This window comes from Archangium lansingense (assembly GCF_026626635.1).
Classification (GTDB): Bacteria; Myxococcota; Myxococcia; order Myxococcales; family Myxococcaceae; genus Archangium; species Archangium lansingense.
Window position 1 is genome coordinate 13,142,768 of sequence record NZ_JAPNKA010000001.1, and the last position, 18,312, is coordinate 13,161,079.

The 18,312-nt window shown below is 69.5% G+C and carries 12 protein-coding genes; 11 read left to right on the forward strand and 1 reads right to left on the reverse strand.

What is annotated here, in order from left to right:
• The first annotated feature begins 187 nt into the window (after positions 1-187).
• From OV287_RS53010 to OV287_RS53040, 7 genes are all read left to right on the forward strand, one after another.
• Positions 188-1,405, forward strand: a complete 1,218-nt coding sequence (locus OV287_RS53010) for a hypothetical protein (protein WP_267541728.1) — start codon at positions 188-190, stop codon at positions 1,403-1,405.
• Positions 1,406-1,419: 14 nt separating this feature from the next.
• Positions 1,420-2,409 (forward strand): HEAT repeat domain-containing protein, encoded by a 990-nt coding sequence (locus tag OV287_RS53015; RefSeq protein ID WP_267541729.1) that lies wholly within the window; start codon positions 1,420-1,422, stop codon positions 2,407-2,409.
• Between the two features lie 49 nt (positions 2,410-2,458).
• A complete protein-coding gene (locus OV287_RS53020) occupies positions 2,459-2,986 on the forward strand; it encodes a hypothetical protein (RefSeq protein ID WP_267541730.1) in 528 nt (175 codons plus the stop codon).
• An 88-nt stretch (positions 2,987-3,074) separates the two neighbouring features.
• Positions 3,075-3,599 carry a hypothetical protein gene (locus OV287_RS53025; protein WP_267541731.1) on the forward strand — a complete coding sequence of 175 codons (525 nt, stop codon included), beginning with the start codon at positions 3,075-3,077 and terminating at the stop codon, positions 3,597-3,599.
• Between the two features lie 153 nt (positions 3,600-3,752).
• A complete protein-coding gene (locus OV287_RS53030) occupies positions 3,753-4,166 on the forward strand; it encodes a nuclear transport factor 2 family protein (protein WP_267541732.1) in 414 nt (137 codons plus the stop codon).
• Between the two features lie 23 nt (positions 4,167-4,189).
• Positions 4,190-5,272, forward strand: coding sequence for a lactonase family protein (locus OV287_RS53035; RefSeq protein WP_267541733.1), 1,083 nt, complete (start codon positions 4,190-4,192; stop codon positions 5,270-5,272).
• A gap of 251 nt (positions 5,273-5,523) precedes the next feature.
• Complete coding sequence (locus OV287_RS53040; protein ID WP_267541734.1) at positions 5,524-6,819, forward strand: RCC1 domain-containing protein; 1,296 nt, start codon at positions 5,524-5,526, stop codon at positions 6,817-6,819.
• A 129-nt stretch (positions 6,820-6,948) separates the two neighbouring features.
• Here OV287_RS53040 and OV287_RS53045 read toward each other — a convergent pair whose 3' ends face one another.
• Positions 6,949-10,920, reverse strand: a complete 3,972-nt coding sequence (locus OV287_RS53045) for a serine/threonine-protein kinase (protein ID WP_267541735.1) — start codon at positions 10,918-10,920, stop codon at positions 6,949-6,951.
• A gap of 184 nt (positions 10,921-11,104) precedes the next feature.
• On the opposite strand from OV287_RS53045, the gene OV287_RS53050 reads away from it, so the two are divergent.
• From OV287_RS53050 to nrfD, 4 genes are all read left to right on the forward strand, one after another.
• Positions 11,105-12,859, forward strand: a complete 1,755-nt coding sequence (locus tag OV287_RS53050; RefSeq protein ID WP_267541736.1) for a sigma-54-dependent transcriptional regulator — start codon at positions 11,105-11,107, stop codon at positions 12,857-12,859.
• Positions 12,860-13,040: 181 nt separating this feature from the next.
• Positions 13,041-16,301: a formate dehydrogenase gene (gene fdh / locus OV287_RS53055; RefSeq protein WP_373371894.1), complete on the forward strand. Its 3,261-nt coding sequence runs from the start codon at positions 13,041-13,043 to the stop codon at positions 16,299-16,301.
• 6 nt (positions 16,302-16,307) lie between these two features.
• Positions 16,308-17,108 (forward strand): 4Fe-4S dicluster domain-containing protein, encoded by an 801-nt coding sequence (locus tag OV287_RS53060; RefSeq protein WP_267541737.1) that lies wholly within the window; start codon positions 16,308-16,310, stop codon positions 17,106-17,108.
• Positions 17,101-18,306, forward strand: a complete 1,206-nt coding sequence (nrfD, locus tag OV287_RS53065) for an NrfD/PsrC family molybdoenzyme membrane anchor subunit (RefSeq protein ID WP_267541738.1) — start codon at positions 17,101-17,103, stop codon at positions 18,304-18,306. The genes OV287_RS53060 and nrfD overlap by 8 nt, the downstream gene beginning before the upstream one ends.
• Positions 18,307-18,312: the final 6 nt, after the last annotated feature.

Consider the following 18,312-nt stretch of genomic DNA (forward strand, 5'->3'; position numbering starts at 1 on the left):
CGCACCGAGGCCCTTCGTGAGGACGCCCTCCTCACGCGGGGCCTCTGTCTTTCCGGGCACTTACGGGCTGAGTCTGAATCTCCGGGACACCTAAATTCCCTAGATATTCCCGGTTTTATTCATTTTTTGGGATGGCGATAAAAACGGGCCCTCTACGAAGAGGAACCCCTAGATCGGGCCAACAGCCATGACACCAGCATCCCCGTCTCCCACCTCTACCTCCCCGTCAGGCACCTCGAGCTGGCGCAAGCCGCTGCTGGTGGCTGGGACCGGCCTCGCCGCCCTGCTGGCCGGAGTGGCGCTGATCGGCCGCGGCGGGAGTGCGGAGCGCCCGGCTGAGGCAGAACCCGCCGTCGCGCAAACCCAGGCGACACAGGCCAAGCCGCAGAAGAAGGGTCCCCCCGGCCCGGCCGCGCCCCTGGCCCCGGGCGAGGAGGCCAAGGCCCCGCGCTTCACCTCCACCGTCTGCTGGCAGGACCTGGAGCGCTTCAACGACGGGGTGAGCATCCACAACTTCCGCGAGTGGGCCGAGCCCCTGTTGAACTCGCGGGATGGGCTCGTCCGGGACTTCCTGAAGGACCGCCTCACGGAGCTCATCGGCAAGAACCCGGCCCATGCGCTCGAGGTGCTGGAGTGGTCTCGCGACGCCCAGGGCAGGTCCTTCGGCATCTACCTGATGGCGGTGAGGGACTCCGAGGCCGTCCACCAGCCCCAGGTGGCCACGAAGCTCCTGGACATGGGCCTGGACAACAGCATCGCGGCCGAGCGGCGCGCGGGCGTCCTCTCCGCCCTGGACACGCAGAAGCGGCTGGCGCCGGCAGCGCTCGACAAGCTGACGAACTTCGCCAACGACCCCGTCGCCGGCGAGGCGGGCTGGGCCGCGGCCCGCACCATCGCGCGCGTCATGAAGCGCGAGTTCAAGCAGAACGCCAACATCGGCTCCTACATGGACAAGCTGCTCTCCATCGGCGCCCAGTCGCCCGACGAGCAGATCCGCTACCTGGGGCAGATGATGCCCATGCACGCCGCGCCCCTGCTCAGCCCGGAGGAGACCGAGCGCTTCGCGAAGATCCTCGTCGGCGAGGGCAACGAGGACGGCCGGGACGCGGCGGCCCACAACCTCTCTCTGTCCACGGACAAGGGGAGGGTGTTGGACCTGTTCGCCAAGACCTTCGAGACCGAGCAGTCGCTGTGCGTGAAGTGGGCCCTCTTCCGCTTCTCCGCGCGCACCGCCGGCAAGCGCGCCCTGCCCGTCATGGCGAACATGGCCGCCATGGATCCGCGCTTCCAGGGCATCTACCAGGACTTCGAGCGCATCTACGCGAGCGGCACCCTGGACTTCGTGCGGCTCTTCACCAGCCTGCCCAACCAGGATCCCTTCAACTGCCTCGACCGCCACGAATGAGCGAGGGAACTCCCATGACACGCACCACTTCCTTCCGCACCGGCGCCCTCCTGCTCGCGCTCACGCTCTGCCCGCTACTGCCTGGCACGGCCGCCGCCCAGGTCGCCCCCGGCCCCGAGCTCCAGGCTGGGAGCTGCTCGGTCGAGGGCCTGATGGACTCCATCCGCCGCGGGCTCAAGTCGAACTCCGAGTCCTACAAGAAGTACATGCGGACGCTGCTGCGCGAGTCCGCCGTCACCCTGCCCGACCACGAGCTGCGGGCCGCGTTCGAGCGCGAGACGGATCCGGTCATGTCCGAGCATCTCGCTGCCGCCCTGGTGGCGCGCACCGAGCGCGGAGCGGACCCCGAGGCGATCAAGGCCGTGGCGAAACGGGCCATCGAGGAGCGCGACCCGGCCCTGCGCGCCGCCGCCGTCCGCTCCATGCGCCGCACCAGCGCCCTGGAGAGCACGGACGGTGCGTACGAGAAGCTGGTGCGCGACGCCTCCCCCGAGGTGCGCCAGGAGGCCGCGACGAACATCGTCGAGGACATCCAGAACGTCTACGCGGGCTACCACGGCCCGGCCTCGGACGCCGCGGTGTCGGCCGCGGCCGCCTCCACGGATCCAAAGGTGACGGCGAAGATCCTCGGCAACATGGACACGCAGAAGATCAGCGCCGAGTCGGCCGGCAAGATTCAATCGCTGCTGCGCAACGATGATGCCGAGGTGCGCAGGGCGGCGGCCCTCGCGCTGGGCGGAGTGCCCGCGGAGCAGATGGCCAGCGCCCGGCAGTCCGTGCTCGCCATGTTCCGCGACGAGCGGGATGCCGGAGTGCGCAAGGCGCTCCTGCAGAGCTACGCCCAGTTGGGTTTCATTGAAGCGATTCCCGAGCTGCAGCGGCTGCGGAGCACCGACCCCAGCCTGGCGCCGGAGATCGACGTGTGGATTCGAGTTCTCAGTCTGGACCTTCAGGAGTGGAACCTGATCCTGAGGGAGAAGCAGCGGCTGCAGCAGGTTCCATAGAAGTCCACCCCCCCCACGAGGGCCGTGAACCGGCTCGAGAGGAAAAACGATGCGTAACACGATGAAGCTGTCCCTGGCGGCCCTGGCTTCCCTGGCGCTTGTCCCCGCGGCAGTGACCGCGCACACCGTCAAGGCGCCGTACCCCGCCACGGTCACCACCACCACGTACTATTCGAGCGGCTCGTTCCACGGCGCGGTCGACGTCTCCAGCGGCACCTGCGACTACTGGGGCGTGGAGACGGGCGTGGTGGGCTCGGTCTACTGGAACGTGACCATCCGCACCACCGCCCACTACTGCAACTCGGGCAACGGCAGCGGCAACCAGAACGAGGCGGCGCACACCTGGGCGGACGGCTGGGTCTTCAAGATCTGGCACTTCAACAAGACCGCCTCCTCCGTCGACAAGACCTGCGACCGCTGCCAGGTCGGCGACGAGGGCTCCACCGGTAACTCCACGGGCGCCCACACGCACATGCAGCAGACCAAGAGCGGCACCTACGACACCTCCTGGTACTCCGGCTACACCACCAAGGGTGAGGCCGTGGACCGCACCGAGACCCTCGGCGTCCTCGACTGAGCGAAGCGTCTCGAGTTGAAGCCTGACCTCGGCCAGGGAGCGGATCCACCCGGCTCCGCTTCCCGGCCGGTTTCCCGCGGAATTCCCCATGCCACGAACGCTGAAGACCCTGGGCGCGCTCGCCGCGCTGGCCGCACTCGTCCCCGCCCCCGCTCCCGCCGCTCGCGACGTCGAGGCGCCTCTGGCTGGCACGGTGACGGCCACCACGTACTCCTCGAGCGGCGCGTTCCACGGCGCCGTGGACATCGACGGCGGCACTTGCGGTACGACCAACGTCACCACGGCAGTGGTTGGCTCGCTGGCGTGGAACGTGGTCATCAACACCCCCAACACCATCTGCTACACGAACCTCTCCATCCCGAAGAACGAGGTGCGGCACACCTTCGCCGACGGCTTCACGTTCCGCGTGATGCACTTCAACCCGTCGGCGGCCTCGGTCGACAAGACCTGTGACCGATGCAACATCGGCAAGGCCAGCTCGCCCGGCAACCCGGACTCGGACATCCACCTCCAGAGGGACAAGAGCGGCACCAAGGACACCTCCTGGTACTCGGGCTACACCACCAAGGGCGAGGCCCTGTCCCTGAGCGAGCGCGTCGGCGTCCTCGGCTGAGCCGCCCGCCCCAGCTCCGCGTGCATGGCCCACCAGCACGTGCGGGCGGACGAGCCCCGCCCGGAACCCCTGCTTCCCCGCCCCCCCCCAGTGACTGCGGCCGTACGGCCCTCCCCGTTACCCTCTTCCTGAGCAACACACGGGGGAACAGTCATGAGGGAGTCCAGGGAGCTCCGGGACCTGCACATCCGGCTGTGCGAGGCCTACGCGCGCGGCGATACCGGCTTCATCGAGCGGCTCTTCTCGCGAGAGGCGGGATCGCTCAACATCGGGACGGATCCACACGAGTGGTGGATGGGCTCGGACCGCATCCTCCAGGCCTGGAAGGCGCAGTTCCAGGCGCTGGGCGGCAGGGTCCCGCTCGTCGCGGGAGACCCGCAGGCCTGGCAGGAGGGCTCTGTCGGCTGGGTCGCGGACCAACCCAGGCTCCAGACACCAGATGGCGACCTCCCGATGCGGCTCACCTGCGTCTTCCACCAGGAGGAGGGCGAGTGGAGGCTCGTTCAGACCCATGCCTCCCTGGGCGTGGCGAATGAGGCCTCGGTGGGAAGCGAGCTGCCGGTGTAGCGGGCAGGGAAGGGAATCCGGTCATGTATGCGATGACGAACGCGGCGGATGGCAATCAGATCCTCATCTACACGCAGTCCGGGGACGACATCCCCCGGCTCAATGCGAGAGTCTCCACGGGAGGACGGGGAAGCGGTGGGGAGCTCACCAGCCCGGTGGACGCACTGGGCTCCCAGGGCTCGCTCCTGTTGAGTGAGGACGGGCGCTGGCTCTTCGCCGTCAACGCGGGCAGCGATGAGGTTTCGAGCCTGGAGGTCACCTCGAGCGGGCTCGTGCTCCGGGACAAGGTTCCGTCAGGAGGCGAGTTCCCGGTCAGCCTGACGCTTCACGGCAACCTGCTCTACGTCCTCAACTCCGGCGGCGACGGCAACATCACCGGCTTCACCGTCGGCGAGGCGGGGCGGCTGACCCACCTGAACGGCTCGACGCGCTCGCTGCACGCCGGTGGGACCAATCCGCCCTCGTTCCTCGTCTCGCCCGCACAGGTGGGGTTCAGCCCGGCCGGCGACAAGCTCCTCGTCACGGTGAAGGGCTCCAATGACATCCATGTCTTCACCATCGGCGTGGACGGGCTGCCAGGCGCGCGGCCGGTGACCACGAAGTCCGTGGGCACCCGGCCCTTTAGCTTCTCTTTCGACACACACGGGCACCTGCTCGTCGCCGAGCTGTTCGGCAGCCACGGCGTCGGCACACCCAACTCGGGCGCTGTCACCTCTTACAAGCTCCGGCCGGATGGGCGGCTGGAAGTGCTCGATGCCTCGGTGGACAACGCCCAGACGGCGACGTGCTGGATCGCCGTGGATGGCCAGGGCCGCTATGCGTATGCAACCAACAACGCCAGCGCCACCATCAGCGGCTATCGTATCGACGAGGACGGGCATCTGCGCCTGCTGGATGACGGCGGCGTCAGCGCCCGCCTGCCTCCGGGCTCGGCCCCCGTGGACCTCTCCGTCAGCCGCGACGGGCGCTTCCTCTATACGGTGAACGCTGGCAGGGGCGCGCTCGATGCGTTCCGGATAGACCCGGACTCCGGTCACCTGACGCCCCTCGGCGAGGTGGGCGGCCTGCCCGTCTCGGACGGCGCGGTGGGCCTCGCCGTGGATTGACCGGTTGCCGCCCGTCAGGGCCCGACCCGCGTAGTGGGCCCACGCGGCTGCGTGTTCCCAACACGCAGCATCGCGGGGCTCGGTGCTCGTCGGGCGGTTCATGCGAGCGAGTTCCCCTCTGGCTCCGCTCGGAGCGCCGCGCTGGTACGTGGATTGCTGAGGCACGAACCCGAGGACCTCTGGCCCCTACCCGATTCGCAACGGGCCCGGACCGGTCCTCGTGAACGGATTCATCACATACAGAGATCGACGTGAATAACGGACGTCACGTCAACGGGAGTTCCATGTACAAGGGGATTGTGTCGATGAAGGTGTTGGCAGCGGTGTCCGTGGGTTCGCTACTGGTGGCTGCTTGCGGTGACACGGTCGCGGGTAACGAGAATGCACAGGTCCAGGTGGGTCAGACCCTGCGCTCGAGCGCGCTTCCCAAGCTGGCCACGGGGTACAACTTCGGCCTCGCGCTGAAAGACGGTGCCGTGTGGGCCTGGGGACGCAACGGGAACCATCAGCTCGGGGATGGCACGACCACCAATCGTGCCACCCCCATGCAGGTGCAGGGCCTGACGGGCACGTTCGTGGGTGTCGCCGCAGGAGCCGATCACGCCATGGCCCTGCGGTCCGACGGTACCCTGTGGGCCTGGGGACGCAACGATGGGGGGCAGATGGGCATCGGAACCGTCGGAGTCGACTCGATTCCGGTGCAGGTGCAGACCCTCACCAATGTGGTGGCCATGGCGGGGGGATACAACTTCTCCGTGGGCGTGGAATCCAACGGTGATGTGTGGGCCTGGGGTCACAATGGCAGCTGTCAGCTCGGAATCGGGCCGTCGTACAACCCCTCGGCGGTTCCGGTGCGGGTGACGACGACGGATCCGGCAATGCCCTACCTGACCGGCGTGGTGGCCATCGCGGCCGGTCCCCTCTCCGCCCTGGCGGTGGGCTCCGATGGCTCCCTGTGGGCCTGGGGCCAGAACGCCAATGGCAGGCTCGGGGATGGGACGAATACCGAGCGATGCAGGGCGGTGAGGATCTCGTACCCGGATCCTACTCCCAACGATTCCACCGACAATGTCGTGCCGGTGGATGTCGCGATGGGCGAGGATCACAGCCTGGCCCTGTTCTCGAATGGCGCCGTCATGGCCTGGGGAAACAACGGTTCCGGACAGCTCGGGCTGGGCTCCTCGAGTTCAACCCCGTATATGACTCCGGTCCTGGTCCCCAACTTCGCCGGCGTGACGCAGATCGACGCTGGCAAGTACACCAGTCTGGCCGTCTCCAATGGGAAGTTCTTCGCCTGGGGCTCTCATACCTACGGGCAAATCTGCTCTGGAAGCGGTGGCGGATGGTCGAACTCCATGTACACGGTGCCGACCCCCCCGTCTGTCCTGGTGAACATGAGCTACGTGGGCGCGGGGTATGAGTTCTCCGTGGGCATGGCCAGCGATGGAAAACTCTGGTCCTGTGGCTTTGAAGGTTACGACGCGCTTGGGTACGACGTCCCGGGAGCGGCCACGACCAACATCCTGACCCAGGTGCCCAACTTCTGATGAGCCGGTCGTGGTGAATTCGTAGTTCCTCCCCTCCTGCAAGCCGACAGGCTCGCCAGGAGGGGAGAGGTACCGCGGCAGTCCTCGCTCTGGAGCTGGGGCGGCGACAACTCCCGCCACGACGGGGAGCTATGGCACTTCGGCGTCACCCCAACGCTGGCGGGCCAGCTCCAGGGTGCGCGCGTTCTCGGGCACCTGACGCAGGAAGCGCTCGCGGCTCTCCGTGTCTGGAATGTCCCCGGCGCGCTCGCGCAGGCACCGCAGGGCGCGGCGCAGGGCCTGCTCGCCAGCGGCGGTATCTCCGCTGGCGAAGCAGGCCTCGGCCAGCACCTGGAGCAGGCCCACCCGGGCCAGTCCACCCGGGCCCATCGCGTCGGTCTCGAGCAGCCCGAGCTCCACCGACTGGCGGGCCCCGGCCGCGTCCCCCCGGGCCAGCAGCAGGGCCCCCAGACTCCAGCGCGCCAGGGGCACGAAGGGGGTGAATGGCGCCAACGCCTCGCAGGCCTCGCGCGCCCGGGCCTCGGCTCCCGGCAGGTCTCCTTCCCCCGCCATCACCCGCGCCAGCACCAGCAGCGCGGAGCCGCGGTGCAACCGGTTGGAGCCCTGGGCCTCCACACACTCGAGCGCCAGGGCCTGGGCTTCCCGCTGATGGGCCGGCTCGGGGCTGGCCGCCAGCACCACCATCAGATTCAGCCGGGCGTGGGCGATGGAAAAGAGATGCCCCAACCGCTGGGCCTGGCGCAGGGCGCGGCGCACCCGCTCCTGGGCTCCGCGCGGGTCTCCCAGGGCCACCTGCGCCTGCGCTCCCCAACCGAGGGGCGCTCCCTCGTCGCGCTCCGCCTCTATCTCGCGGAAGGCCCGCTCGGCGAGCCCGGCCCAGGTCAGCGCCCGCCAGGGCCCATCCGTCAGGTAGAGGGACCGGAAGCTGTACAAGGTATTCCGCCAGCCGAGCACGAGGCCGTTCTGCTCGAGGACGTCACGCCCCGTGCGCTCCAACCGCTCGAAGCAGGCGTCGGCGTCCCGGAGCGAGCCCAGGTACCAGGCCATGCTGCCCGCGAAGCAGAGCGACAGGGCGTAGGCGGCCCGGGCCTCCGGCTCCGGCTCGGCCTCCAGCAGCCGCCCGCACAGAGAGTGCAGGGTGTCCTTCTGCGCTTCATGGCTGCAGCCCATGCTCAGGCCGCTGATCAGATTGCACCACAGGGAAGTCCCCGGCTTCAGCAGGGGCAGCACGGCGCTCCCCAGCTCCTCCATGGTCACGAAATCATCCATCCAGAAGGCCGCGGTGGCCTGGAGCGCGTGCAGGTGCACCAGCGGCTCTCCCTGGGGACCGAGCGCCAGGGCCGCTTCCAGGCATCGCTTCATGCCCTGCATGTCGTGGTGCTCGAAGAGCTGCTCGGCGGCCCGGGTGTAGTAGTGGATGGCGCGCTCCGGCTGTTGACCGAGCCGGGAGTGCTCGGCGAGCACCCGCGCGTCGCGCTCCCCCACCCGCTCCAGCCAGTCCGCGACCCCCCGGTGGCCGGTGGGCTTGAGCTCGTCGGGAACCAGCCCATGGGCCGCATCCCGCACCAACTCATGGCGGAAGCGGTACTCGTCCTCCGCCGGGAAGCGGCTGCCCGGCCGGAACTCCACCCACTCCAGCTCCACCAGCTTGCGGAGCTGGTGCTCCAGCGCCTCGCCCGGAAGTGCCCCGCCCAGCAGCGTCCGGACCCCGCCCGCCCAGAAGGTGCGGCCGAAGAGGCTGGCGGCCAACAGCACCTGGCGGGCCTCGGGCTCCAGCCGCACCAGGCGCGCCTGCAACATGGCCAGCACCGACTCGGGCGGTGCCTCCCCCCGGCCCTCCACCACCGCGCGGATGAGCTCCTCCAGGAAGAGGGCGTTGCCCGCGGCCTGCTCCACGAGCCTGTCGACGAGGGAGTCCGGCACCTGCGCTCCCAGCACCTCGCGCACCAGCCGCGCGCCGGCCTTGCGGCTCAGCCCCCGCAGGGGCACCTCCTGCATGCGCTGCGTCCAGGAGCCGGGCAGCAACTGCTCGACCTCGGGCCTGGCCAGGGCCAGCACCATGAAGGGATGCTCGGCGAGCTCGCGCAGGGCGTCGTCCACCAACTTGATGCTGAGCAGGTCTCCCCAGTGCAGGTCCTCCAGCACCAGCAGCACCGGGTGGTGCGCGCACTCGGCCGCCAGGAAGGCCACCAGCGCCCGGCCCACCTGGGCGCTCATCAGCCGCGGATCTCCCCGCGCGGCGCGCAGCCGCGGGTGGTGCTCGTCAGCGAAGGGAATGCCGCACAACTCCCCGAGGAATTCCACCTCCTCCCGGGCCCGCGCCTCGGGCAGGTGCCGGGACAGGTGTTGGGACAACCGGGCCCGCCGCTCCTCGAGCGGCTCGCCGCCCGAGATACCGCACAGCCGGCGCAGGGCCTGTCCGAGTAGACCATCCGCCGAGCCCGCGCTCATGGGGTCTCCCCGGCCGAGCAGCACCCGCACGGGCGGAACATGGAGCTCCAGGCGGCGGAGGAACTCGTGCCGCAACCGGGACTTGCCCATGCCGGCCGGGGCCGTCACCAGCACCGCCCGCGCGGTGGATTCCTTGACACAGTTCGAGAAGGCCATCTCGAGCAGGGCCAGCTCGTGCTCACGGCCCACGCAGGGAGTGGGCCTGCCCAACAGGGGGCGGGACTCGTCGGCGCCCGACAGCTCGCCATGCAGCAGGAAGAGACCGGGTTGGGGCCGGGTGAGCTGGAAGCCGGGGCCGAGCAGCCCCGCTGTCGCCTCATCCAGCAGCACGGGAGTGGGGGCGGGCACGCCAGCCGTGAGGAGCTGCTCCATCTGGCGCAGCAACTGGCCCGCCCGGTCCATGGCCTCGCCCCCGGGCAGATGCGGGTCCCGGGTGCCACGGCCGGTGGTGAGCACCACGACGGCTCCGGGCCAGCGCTCCAGCAGGGTGAGGGCGCAGCGGGCGGCGAGGGCGGCGGGATCGGTGGCCGAGCCGAGGGTGGCCCCGAGGGTGAGCACCAGGGCACCGTCGGCCAGCAGCTCCACCCGGGCGCCCTGGGGGGCCAGCAGGGTGCGCAGGGAGTCGCGCAGCGCCTGGCGTGAGCCCGGCTCGCCGGGGGCGTGCCCGTCCGTGGCGCGAGGGGAGGCCAGCAGCACGGTGACGAGCTGCTGTTCTGCCTCGGCCAGGGAGAGCAGGGGGACGCCCGGGGGCGCGGCGCCGCCAGTCCCCATCTCCAGGCCGGAGCACAACTCCTCCAGCGCCTCCAGCAGGCGGGGAATCTCCGGCAGCCGGCGCGCGGGCGCCTTGGCCAGCATGCGCTCCAACAACTCCTGGAGGGAGGCGGGCAGCTCGGGGCGCAGCTCCCTCAGCGGTGTTGGCTCGGTGAAGAGAATCTTGGCCAGCGCGGCCACCAGGTGCGGGGCGCGGAAGGGTGGCTGGCCCGTGAGGCACTCATAGAGAACACACCCCAGGGAGAAGATGTCGGCGCCGGGGGTGAGCTGGGACTGGCCCGACACCAGCTCGGGCGCCATGTACCCCGGAGTGCCGAGCACCACCTGACTGTCCGTCATGTCGGAGGAGCGCACCACATGGCGGGCCAGTCCGAAGTCCAGCAGCACCACGTCCTCGACGCGGCCGTGGCGCAGGAAGAGGTTGGAGGGCTTGAGATCGCGGTGGATGATGCCGTGCTGGTGGGCCACCGCGAGCGCCCGGGCGGCATGGCGCACCAGCGTCAGCGTCTCCGCGAGCGACAACGGCTGGCGCGCGAGCCGCCGGGCCAGGTCCTCGCCCTCCAGCCACTCCATGGCGAGGAAGAGCTGTCCATGCTCGGTGTGGCCGTGGGCCACATAGGAGACGATGCCGGGGTGACGCAGCTCCGCCAGCAGGGAAGCCTCGCGGGTGAAACGCCGCGGGGAGTCGGCGCTGGCGGACAGGTGCAACAGCTTGAGAGCCACCTCCTGGCCGGAGTGCGAGTCCGTGGCGCGATAGACGCTGCCCATCCCCCCGCGGCCCGCGAGCTCCCCAAGGGTGAATCGGCCCGCGAGGACCGTGCCCGCGGGCAGAGAGGAAGCCAGCGGCGCGGGGGGCTGGCGGAGGGCGGAGCTGTCCATGGCGCGAAGTCTAGAGCACCCGCCCCTCGCCCCTCGAACCGAAGTACGGCCCGCCTCCAGCGGCGACGCGGTGCTCCCCACCGGCAACGGGGGGCGTCTCCCTGGACGGGCAGGAGACCGCCCGTCCGCTAGTGCCTGGACGGCGGAGCGCGCGGAAGGCACAGTGCCGCCCCATGGGGGTGTAATGACCGAGGAACTCTCCTCCCTCGCCGTGGCCCTGCATGCCGCGAGGTACTTCGAGCAGGCGGCTCTCTCGACGTTACGCACGCTGCTGCGAGTAGCCGGACAAGCGCTGGAGGCCAGCCCCCACGGCCGGCGAGGGCGGATGCTACGAGGGGTGGTGCACCTGCGGCCGGCGGAAGCCTACCAGCGGCTGGTGGCGCTGGAGTACGAGGCGATGGAGCACACGTCGCCCGAGGACGAGGCGCTCCCGCCGGCCGATGGGCCCCAGGTGGCGCTGCTGGCCTCCGCCTCCGCCTGGCGCGCGGTGGTGGAGCACGGCTGCGCTGTCTCCGTCGATGTGGGCCTGGGCACACTGATGCCCCACCAGGAGAATCCCCGGCGGATGGCCGCGCCGCTCCCGGCGGCCGCCTCCTTCACCTGGGAGAGCCAGCGGCGGCTGCTCAACCGCCAGGCCACGCACGTCTGCGTCCTCCCGCTGCGCATGCCCGGCGGGCGCATCGACGGGATGATCGCCCTGGAGGCGAGCTGCATGGAGGCGCTCGGCCAGGAGTTCATCTGGCGGCAGATGGGGCCGGGGATGCAGCTCGCGGTGGACCTGGCGGCGCCCTACCTCACGGGCCTGCCGCCACGCCCGGGCGCCATGCCGGAGACGGACGAGTATCTGCCAGTGATTGGCGCGTCCACGGCCAGCCGGGTGTCGGTGCTGCGCGTCTTCGCCCAGCAAGAGGAGACCCTCCTGCTGAGTGGCCCTACCGGAGCGGGCAAGTCCCGCCTGGCCCGCTGGTGCCACGAGCGTTCCCCGCGCCGGAAGGGCCGCTTCGAGAGCCTGGACCTGATGATGGTTCCCGAGGAGCTGCAGATGGCGGAGCTCTTCGGCTGGCGCAGGGGCGCCTTCACGGGCGCGGTGCGGGACAACCCCGGCAGCCTGGCGCGGGCCGAGGAAGGCACGCTGTTCATCGATGAGCTCGACAAGCTGTCCCTCAAGGCCCAGGCGGGGCTGCTGCGCGTGCTGGAGGAGCGCACCTGGCGCGCGCTCGGCGACACCGGGGGCGAGCAGCGGGCCAACGTGCGCTTCATCATCGGCACCAATGCGAACCTGCTCGAGTCGGTGCGCCGGGGCACCTTCCGGGAGGACCTGTACTACCGCATCAACGTCCTGCCCGTCCGGCTCCCGCCGCTGGAGGAGCGCCGGGATGAGATTGGCCCCTGGGCGCGCTACATGCTGACGCGCCGCCACCGGGAGACGAGTCCCGAGGGCATGGCCCACCTGTCCCCGGAGGCCGAGCGGCTGCTGGAGCAGGGAACGTGGCCCGGCAACCTGCGGCATCTCGACAACATCGTCCGTCGCGCCTACACGCTGGCCATGGTGGAGCAGGGGGGCACCAGCCAGGAGCTGGCGCTGAGCGAGGCCCACGTGCGGGAGGCGCTGACCTACGAGGGGAAGCAGCAAGGCGCGCCGCTGGTGGAGGCGATGGGCCAGGCGGCGCGGGCCTTCGTCCAGGAGGCACGGCGCCGGCAGGCCCCGCTCGACATCGATCTGGCCGAGAGCCTGCGGGGCTTCGTGCTGGCCGAGGCGGTGCGGCAGGTGGGGCGGGATGAAGCCTTCCAACTGGTGGGGCGGGAGTCGCTGGTGAAGAGCCGCAACCACCAGAAGGCGCTGCGGCAGGAGCTGAAGAAGGTGGAGGCCCTGTGCCGCGAGGTGGGGCAGCCGATGCCCGACTCCGTGGCACAAGCGGAAGCGGGCGAGCCTTCCTGAGGCGCGTGGCCCGCGGGCGGCGCCGGCGGGTCCGAGCATGCCCGGTTGCCGGGAGGCCAGCCCGTCCAGCGGTGCCTCCCGTCCAGCGGTGCCTCCCGTCCCTGCCCTCGAGGGCCGCTCCCTTCCCGGCCCCGGCGTCCCCACCTTGCCCTCCGGGTTGCGTCATACCGGGAGGCAGTCCTTGGGACTCTTCGACCTGTTCACTCGCTGGCCGTTCATCCGTCAGCTCCAGGAGAAGGACTCCACCGCCCTCGGCGACACGGCCATGTCCGAGCGCAGCCGGCAGCTCGAGCCGCGCACCGCCCGGGCCGACAAGGTCGTCCAGTCCATCTGCCCCTACTGCGCCGTGGGCTGCGGCCAACGCGTGTATGTGAAGGACGGCAGGCTCCTCGACATCGAGGGCGATGAGGACTCGCCCATCTCCCGCGGCCGGCTCTGCCCCAAGGGCGCCGCCACCTTCCAGCTCGTCACCGGCAGCCACCGACTCGACACTGTCCTCTACCGGCGTCCCGGCGCCATGCAGTGGGAGCGCATACCCCTGCACAAGGCCCTGGACATGGTCGCCGAGCGCGTGAAGCAGGCGCGCGACTCCACCTGGGAGTCACACAACGACCAGGGCGAGACACTCAACCGCACCCTGGGCATCGCCCACCTCGGCGGCGCCACGCTCGACAACGAGGAGAACTACCTCATCAAGAAGCTCTTCACCGGCGGGCTCGGCATCGTCCAGGTGGAGAACCAGGCTCGAATATGACACTCGTCCACGGTGCCCGGTCTGGGCATCTCGTTCGGCCGAGGCGGTGCCACCTCGTTCCAGCAGGACCTGGCGAACGCGGACTGCATCATCATTCAAGGCAGCAACATGGCCGAGTGCCACCCGGTGGGCTTCCAATGGGTGATGGAGGCCCGTGAGCGCGGCGCCACCGTCATCCACGTGGACCCCCGCTTCACTCGCACCAGTGCCATGGCGGATGTCCACGTGCCCATCCGCCCGGGCTCGGACATCGCGTTCCTCGGAGGGCTCGTTCACTACATCCTGGAGAACGAGCGCTACTTCCACGAGTACGTCGTCCACTACACCAACGCGCCCGCCATCCTGCGCACGGACTTCCAGGACACCGAGGAGCTCGATGGCCTCTTCAGCGGCTACGACCCGGAGACGGGCGAGTACAGCCCGCATACCTGGCAGTACGAGAACATGGACGGCGTGGTGCCCGCCGCAGGTCACAAGGAAGTCTTCAGCGAGCCGGGTGCCGGTGGCCGAGGCAAGGTGCGCGGCAAGCACATCACCGAGGTGCCTCGGGACAAGACGCTCCAGCACCCGCGCTGTGTCTTCCAGGTGCTCAAGCGTCACTTCGCGCGCTACACCCCGGACGTCGTCTCGCGCATCTGCGGCGTGCCCCAAGGGCTCTTCCTGAAGGTGGCCCAGACGCTCTGCGACAACTCGGGGCGCGAGCGCACCAGCGCCTTCTGCTACGCGGTGGGCTGGACGCAGCACTCGGTGGGCGTGCAGTACATCCGCACCGCCGCCATCATCCAGCTGCTGCTCGGCAACATCGGCCGGCCCGGCGGCGGCATCATGGCCCTGCGCGGCCACGCCTCCATCCAGGGCTCTACCGACATCCCCACGCTCTACAACCTGCTGCCCGGCTACATCCCCATGCCGCATGCGCCCAACGCGCAGCGCTTCGAGCAGTACCTCCACAACAACGAGTCGGCCAGCGGCTGGTGGAGCGAATTCCCCAAGTACGTCGTCTCGCTGCTCAAGGCGTATTACGGCGACGCCGCCAGGAAGAAGAACGACTGGGGCTTCCACTGGATACCGAAGCTCACCGGCGACCACTCGCACATGACGACCGTGGCCAACATGGCCGATGGCAAGGTGAAGGGCTACTTCGTCCTGGGCGAGAACCCCGCCGTGGGCTCGATGAACGGTGCCCTGCAGCGCAAGGCCTTGCGAAAGCTCGACTGGCTGGTGGTGAGCGACTTCACCCTCACCGAGACGGCCGAGTTCTGGCGCACCGCCCCCGAGGTGCTCTGCGGCGACGTGCACGCCCAGGAGATTCGAACCGAGGTCTTCTTCTTCCCCTGCGCCGCGCATACCGAGAAGGCCGGCTCCTTCACCAACACCCAGCGCCTGCTGCAATGGCACCACAAGGCCGTGGAGTCGCCCGGCGAGGCGCGAAGTGATTTGCATTTCATTCTCGAGATCGGGCGCCGGCTCAAGAAGCTCTACGCGGACTCGAAGGAGGAGAAGGACCGTCCCATCCAGGCCCTCACCTGGGACTACCCCACCAAGGGCCTGCGCGAGGAGCCCGACGCCGAGGCCGTGCTGAAGGAGATCAACGGTTGCACCGTGGCCGATGGCAAACTGGTGTCTGGCTTCACGGAGCTGAAGGACGACGGCTCCACCGCGTGCGGCTGTTGGATTTATTCAGGCTGCTACGCGGACGGGGTGAACCAGACGGCACGCCGCAAGCCGGGCCGCGAGCAGACGTGGGTGGCCTCCGAATGGGCCTGGTCGTGGCCCGCCAACCGGCGGCTCCTCTACAACCGAGCCTCGGCGGACCTCGAGGGCCGCCCGTGGAGCGAGCGCAAGAAGTACGTCTGGTGGGACGCCCAGCAGGGCAAATGGACGGGTGCAGACGTGCCCGACTTCATCGTGGACCGTCCGCCCTCGTACCGCGCCGACAAGAGAGACCAGGGGCTGGATGTCATCTCCGGGGATGACCCGTTCATGATGCAGGCGGACGGGAAGGGCTGGCTCTTCGCGCCGAGCGGGATGATGGACGGTCCACTGCCCACGCACTACGAGCCGCTGGAGTCACCCGTCCAAAACTTCCTCTACGGGCAGCAGTGCAACCCGGCCCGCCATGAGTGGAGGCGCAGGGACAATCCCTATCACCGGGCATGGGAAGATCCGCGCTACCCGTACGTGCTCACCACGTACCGGCTCACCGAGCACCACACCGCGGGCGGCATGTCGCGCTGGTTGTCCTGGCTGAGCGAGCTGCAGCCGGAGATGTTCGTTGAAGTGTCTCCGGAGCTCGCCGCCGAGGCCGAGCTGGAGAACGGTGGCTGGTGCACGGTGTACACGGCGCGCGGCGAGCTGGAGTGCCGGGTGCTGGTAACGGAGCGCATCCGTCCGCTGCAACTGGATGGCAAGCAGGTGCACCAGGTGGGCCTGCCCTACCACTGGGGCTACACGGGACGCGCTCGGGGAGAGAGTGCCAATGACTTGCTGGGCTTCACGGCGGACCCGAACGTCTCCATCCAGGAGTCCAAGGCGCTCACGTGCAACCTCCTGCCCGGCAAGCGCAGCCAGCACCGGCGCGCGGCCCTGGGCTGGGAACCGTTGCCGCTACCACCGGGCGTCGAGGAGGTACCGAGGGACCATGAGGGCATCGGCCCGCACGAGCAACCGTCGCAGGACAAGGAGTAATGCCCCATGGGACAGAAGGGCTTCTTCACCGACACCACGCTGTGCATCGGCTGCAAGGCGTGTGAGGTGGCCTGCAAGCAGTGGAACCAGCTTCCGGATGATGGCTTCCGGCTCACGGGCATGTCGTACGACAACACGGGACACCTCGGGTCCGCCACCTGGCGGCACGTGGCCTTCATCGAGCGGCCGGTGCCACTCCCCACGCAGACGACGGGCACGCTGGACTTCTCCTGGTTGATGAGCTCGGACGTGTGCAAGCACTGTCAGCGAGCTGGGTGCCTGGAGGCGTGCCCCACCGGAGCCATCATTCGCACCGAGTTCGACACCGTGTACGTGCAGCCGGACGTGTGCAACGGCTGCGGCTATTGCGTGGCGGCGTGTCCCTTCGGAGTCATCGACCGGCGCGAGGACGACGGACGCGCGTGGAAGTGCACCCTCTGCTACGACCGGCTGGGCGAGGACATGACGCCCGCCTGCGCCAAGGCGTGCCCCACCGCCTCCATTCAGTTCGGCGACGTGGACGAGTTGCGCGAGCGGGCTGTGCGCCGGGTGGAGCAGCTCCATGACAAGGGATTGGAGCAGGCGTACCTGTACGGCGCGGACGCGGAGAACCAGCCGGGAACGGGCGGGCTGAATGCCTTCTTCCTGCTCGTGGACAGGCCCGAGGTCTACAACCTGCCGCCGGATCCGGTGGTGCCGACGATGAAGGGCCGGGACGCCTGGGCGGCGATGGGCTGGGGAGCGCTGGGCATGGCGGTGGTGGCGCTCGGAGCGGTGCTGTTCGGACGGGAGGTGGCGCGTGGGTGACATCCGGCCCGAGGACCTGGAGAAGCGGCGGGACGGGCGCAACATCAACCCGCGGCTGGGAACGCTGTCCGGCGAGGGCGCGCAGCAGCGGGTGAAGGAGTTGGAGGAGGCCAATCCCTCTCGGGAGCTGCTGAGGACGCGGCCTTCGCAATCGGGAGTAGCCGGGGAGTCGCCGAGCTACTACGGGCAGCCCGCCATCAAGGAGCCCGTCTGGATTTGGAGCATCCCGCTGTACTTCTACGTCGGCGGAGTGGCGGGCGCGGCAAGCGTGCTGGGCGCGGCAGCGGATGCGGTTGGCGGGAAGAGGTTGGAGGGGCTGGGGCGACGGTGCCGGTGGGTGGGCATGGTGGGGGATGTAGTGGGCTCGGGACTGCTCATCCACGATCTGGGGCGGCCCGAGCGCTTCCTGCACATGCTGCGAGTGTTCCGCCCTACGTCGCCCATGAGCGTGGGCTCGTGGGTGCTGGTGGGCTCGGGGGCGATGAACACAGCATCGCTACTGTTCTCGGGCCGGCGCGGCTGGCTGGGCCGCGCGGGGGAAGGAGCAGCCATCGGGGCTGGCCTGCTGGGGCTGCCGCTCTCCGGGTACACTGCGGTGCTGCTCGCCAACACAGCGGTGCCCTTCTGGCAGGCCACGCGCAAGACGCTGCCACTGCTGTTCATGTCCTCAGCCATGGCGGGCGCGGGGAGCCTTTTGGAGCTGCTGCCGCACTTCCGCCGCGACGAGAAGGTGGCTCACCTGTTCGGCACCCTGGGCAAGGTGGGCGAGCTGCTGGCGGGGGTCGCGGTACAGCACGAGGCCTCGCGCCTGGAGGTGCTGGAGCGACCGCTGAAGCACGGACCCTCGGGGACACTGTGGAAGGTGGCCAAGGCGTGCACCGCGGCGTCGCTCGCGCTGGGCGTGTGGCCGGGTCGGGCCCGGTGGATGAAGGTTGCGGGAGCGCTGCTCGGCACGGCAGGAGCAATTGCGACGCGCTTCGCCGTGTTCCGCGCGGGCAAGATGTCGGCGAGCGATCCACAGGCCACCTTCCAGCCACAGCGCCAGGGCATGGGCGCCGCGGAGGTAACGGGCCATACGCACGCGTCGGACGGAAAGCCGCTGAAGTTCCCGCTGCCGGTGCTGCGGGAGGAGCCGAGGAAACCCGAACGGCAGGCACCTGCGGTCGAGATGCAGGAGCCGGAACTTCCCGCGCACTGAGACACC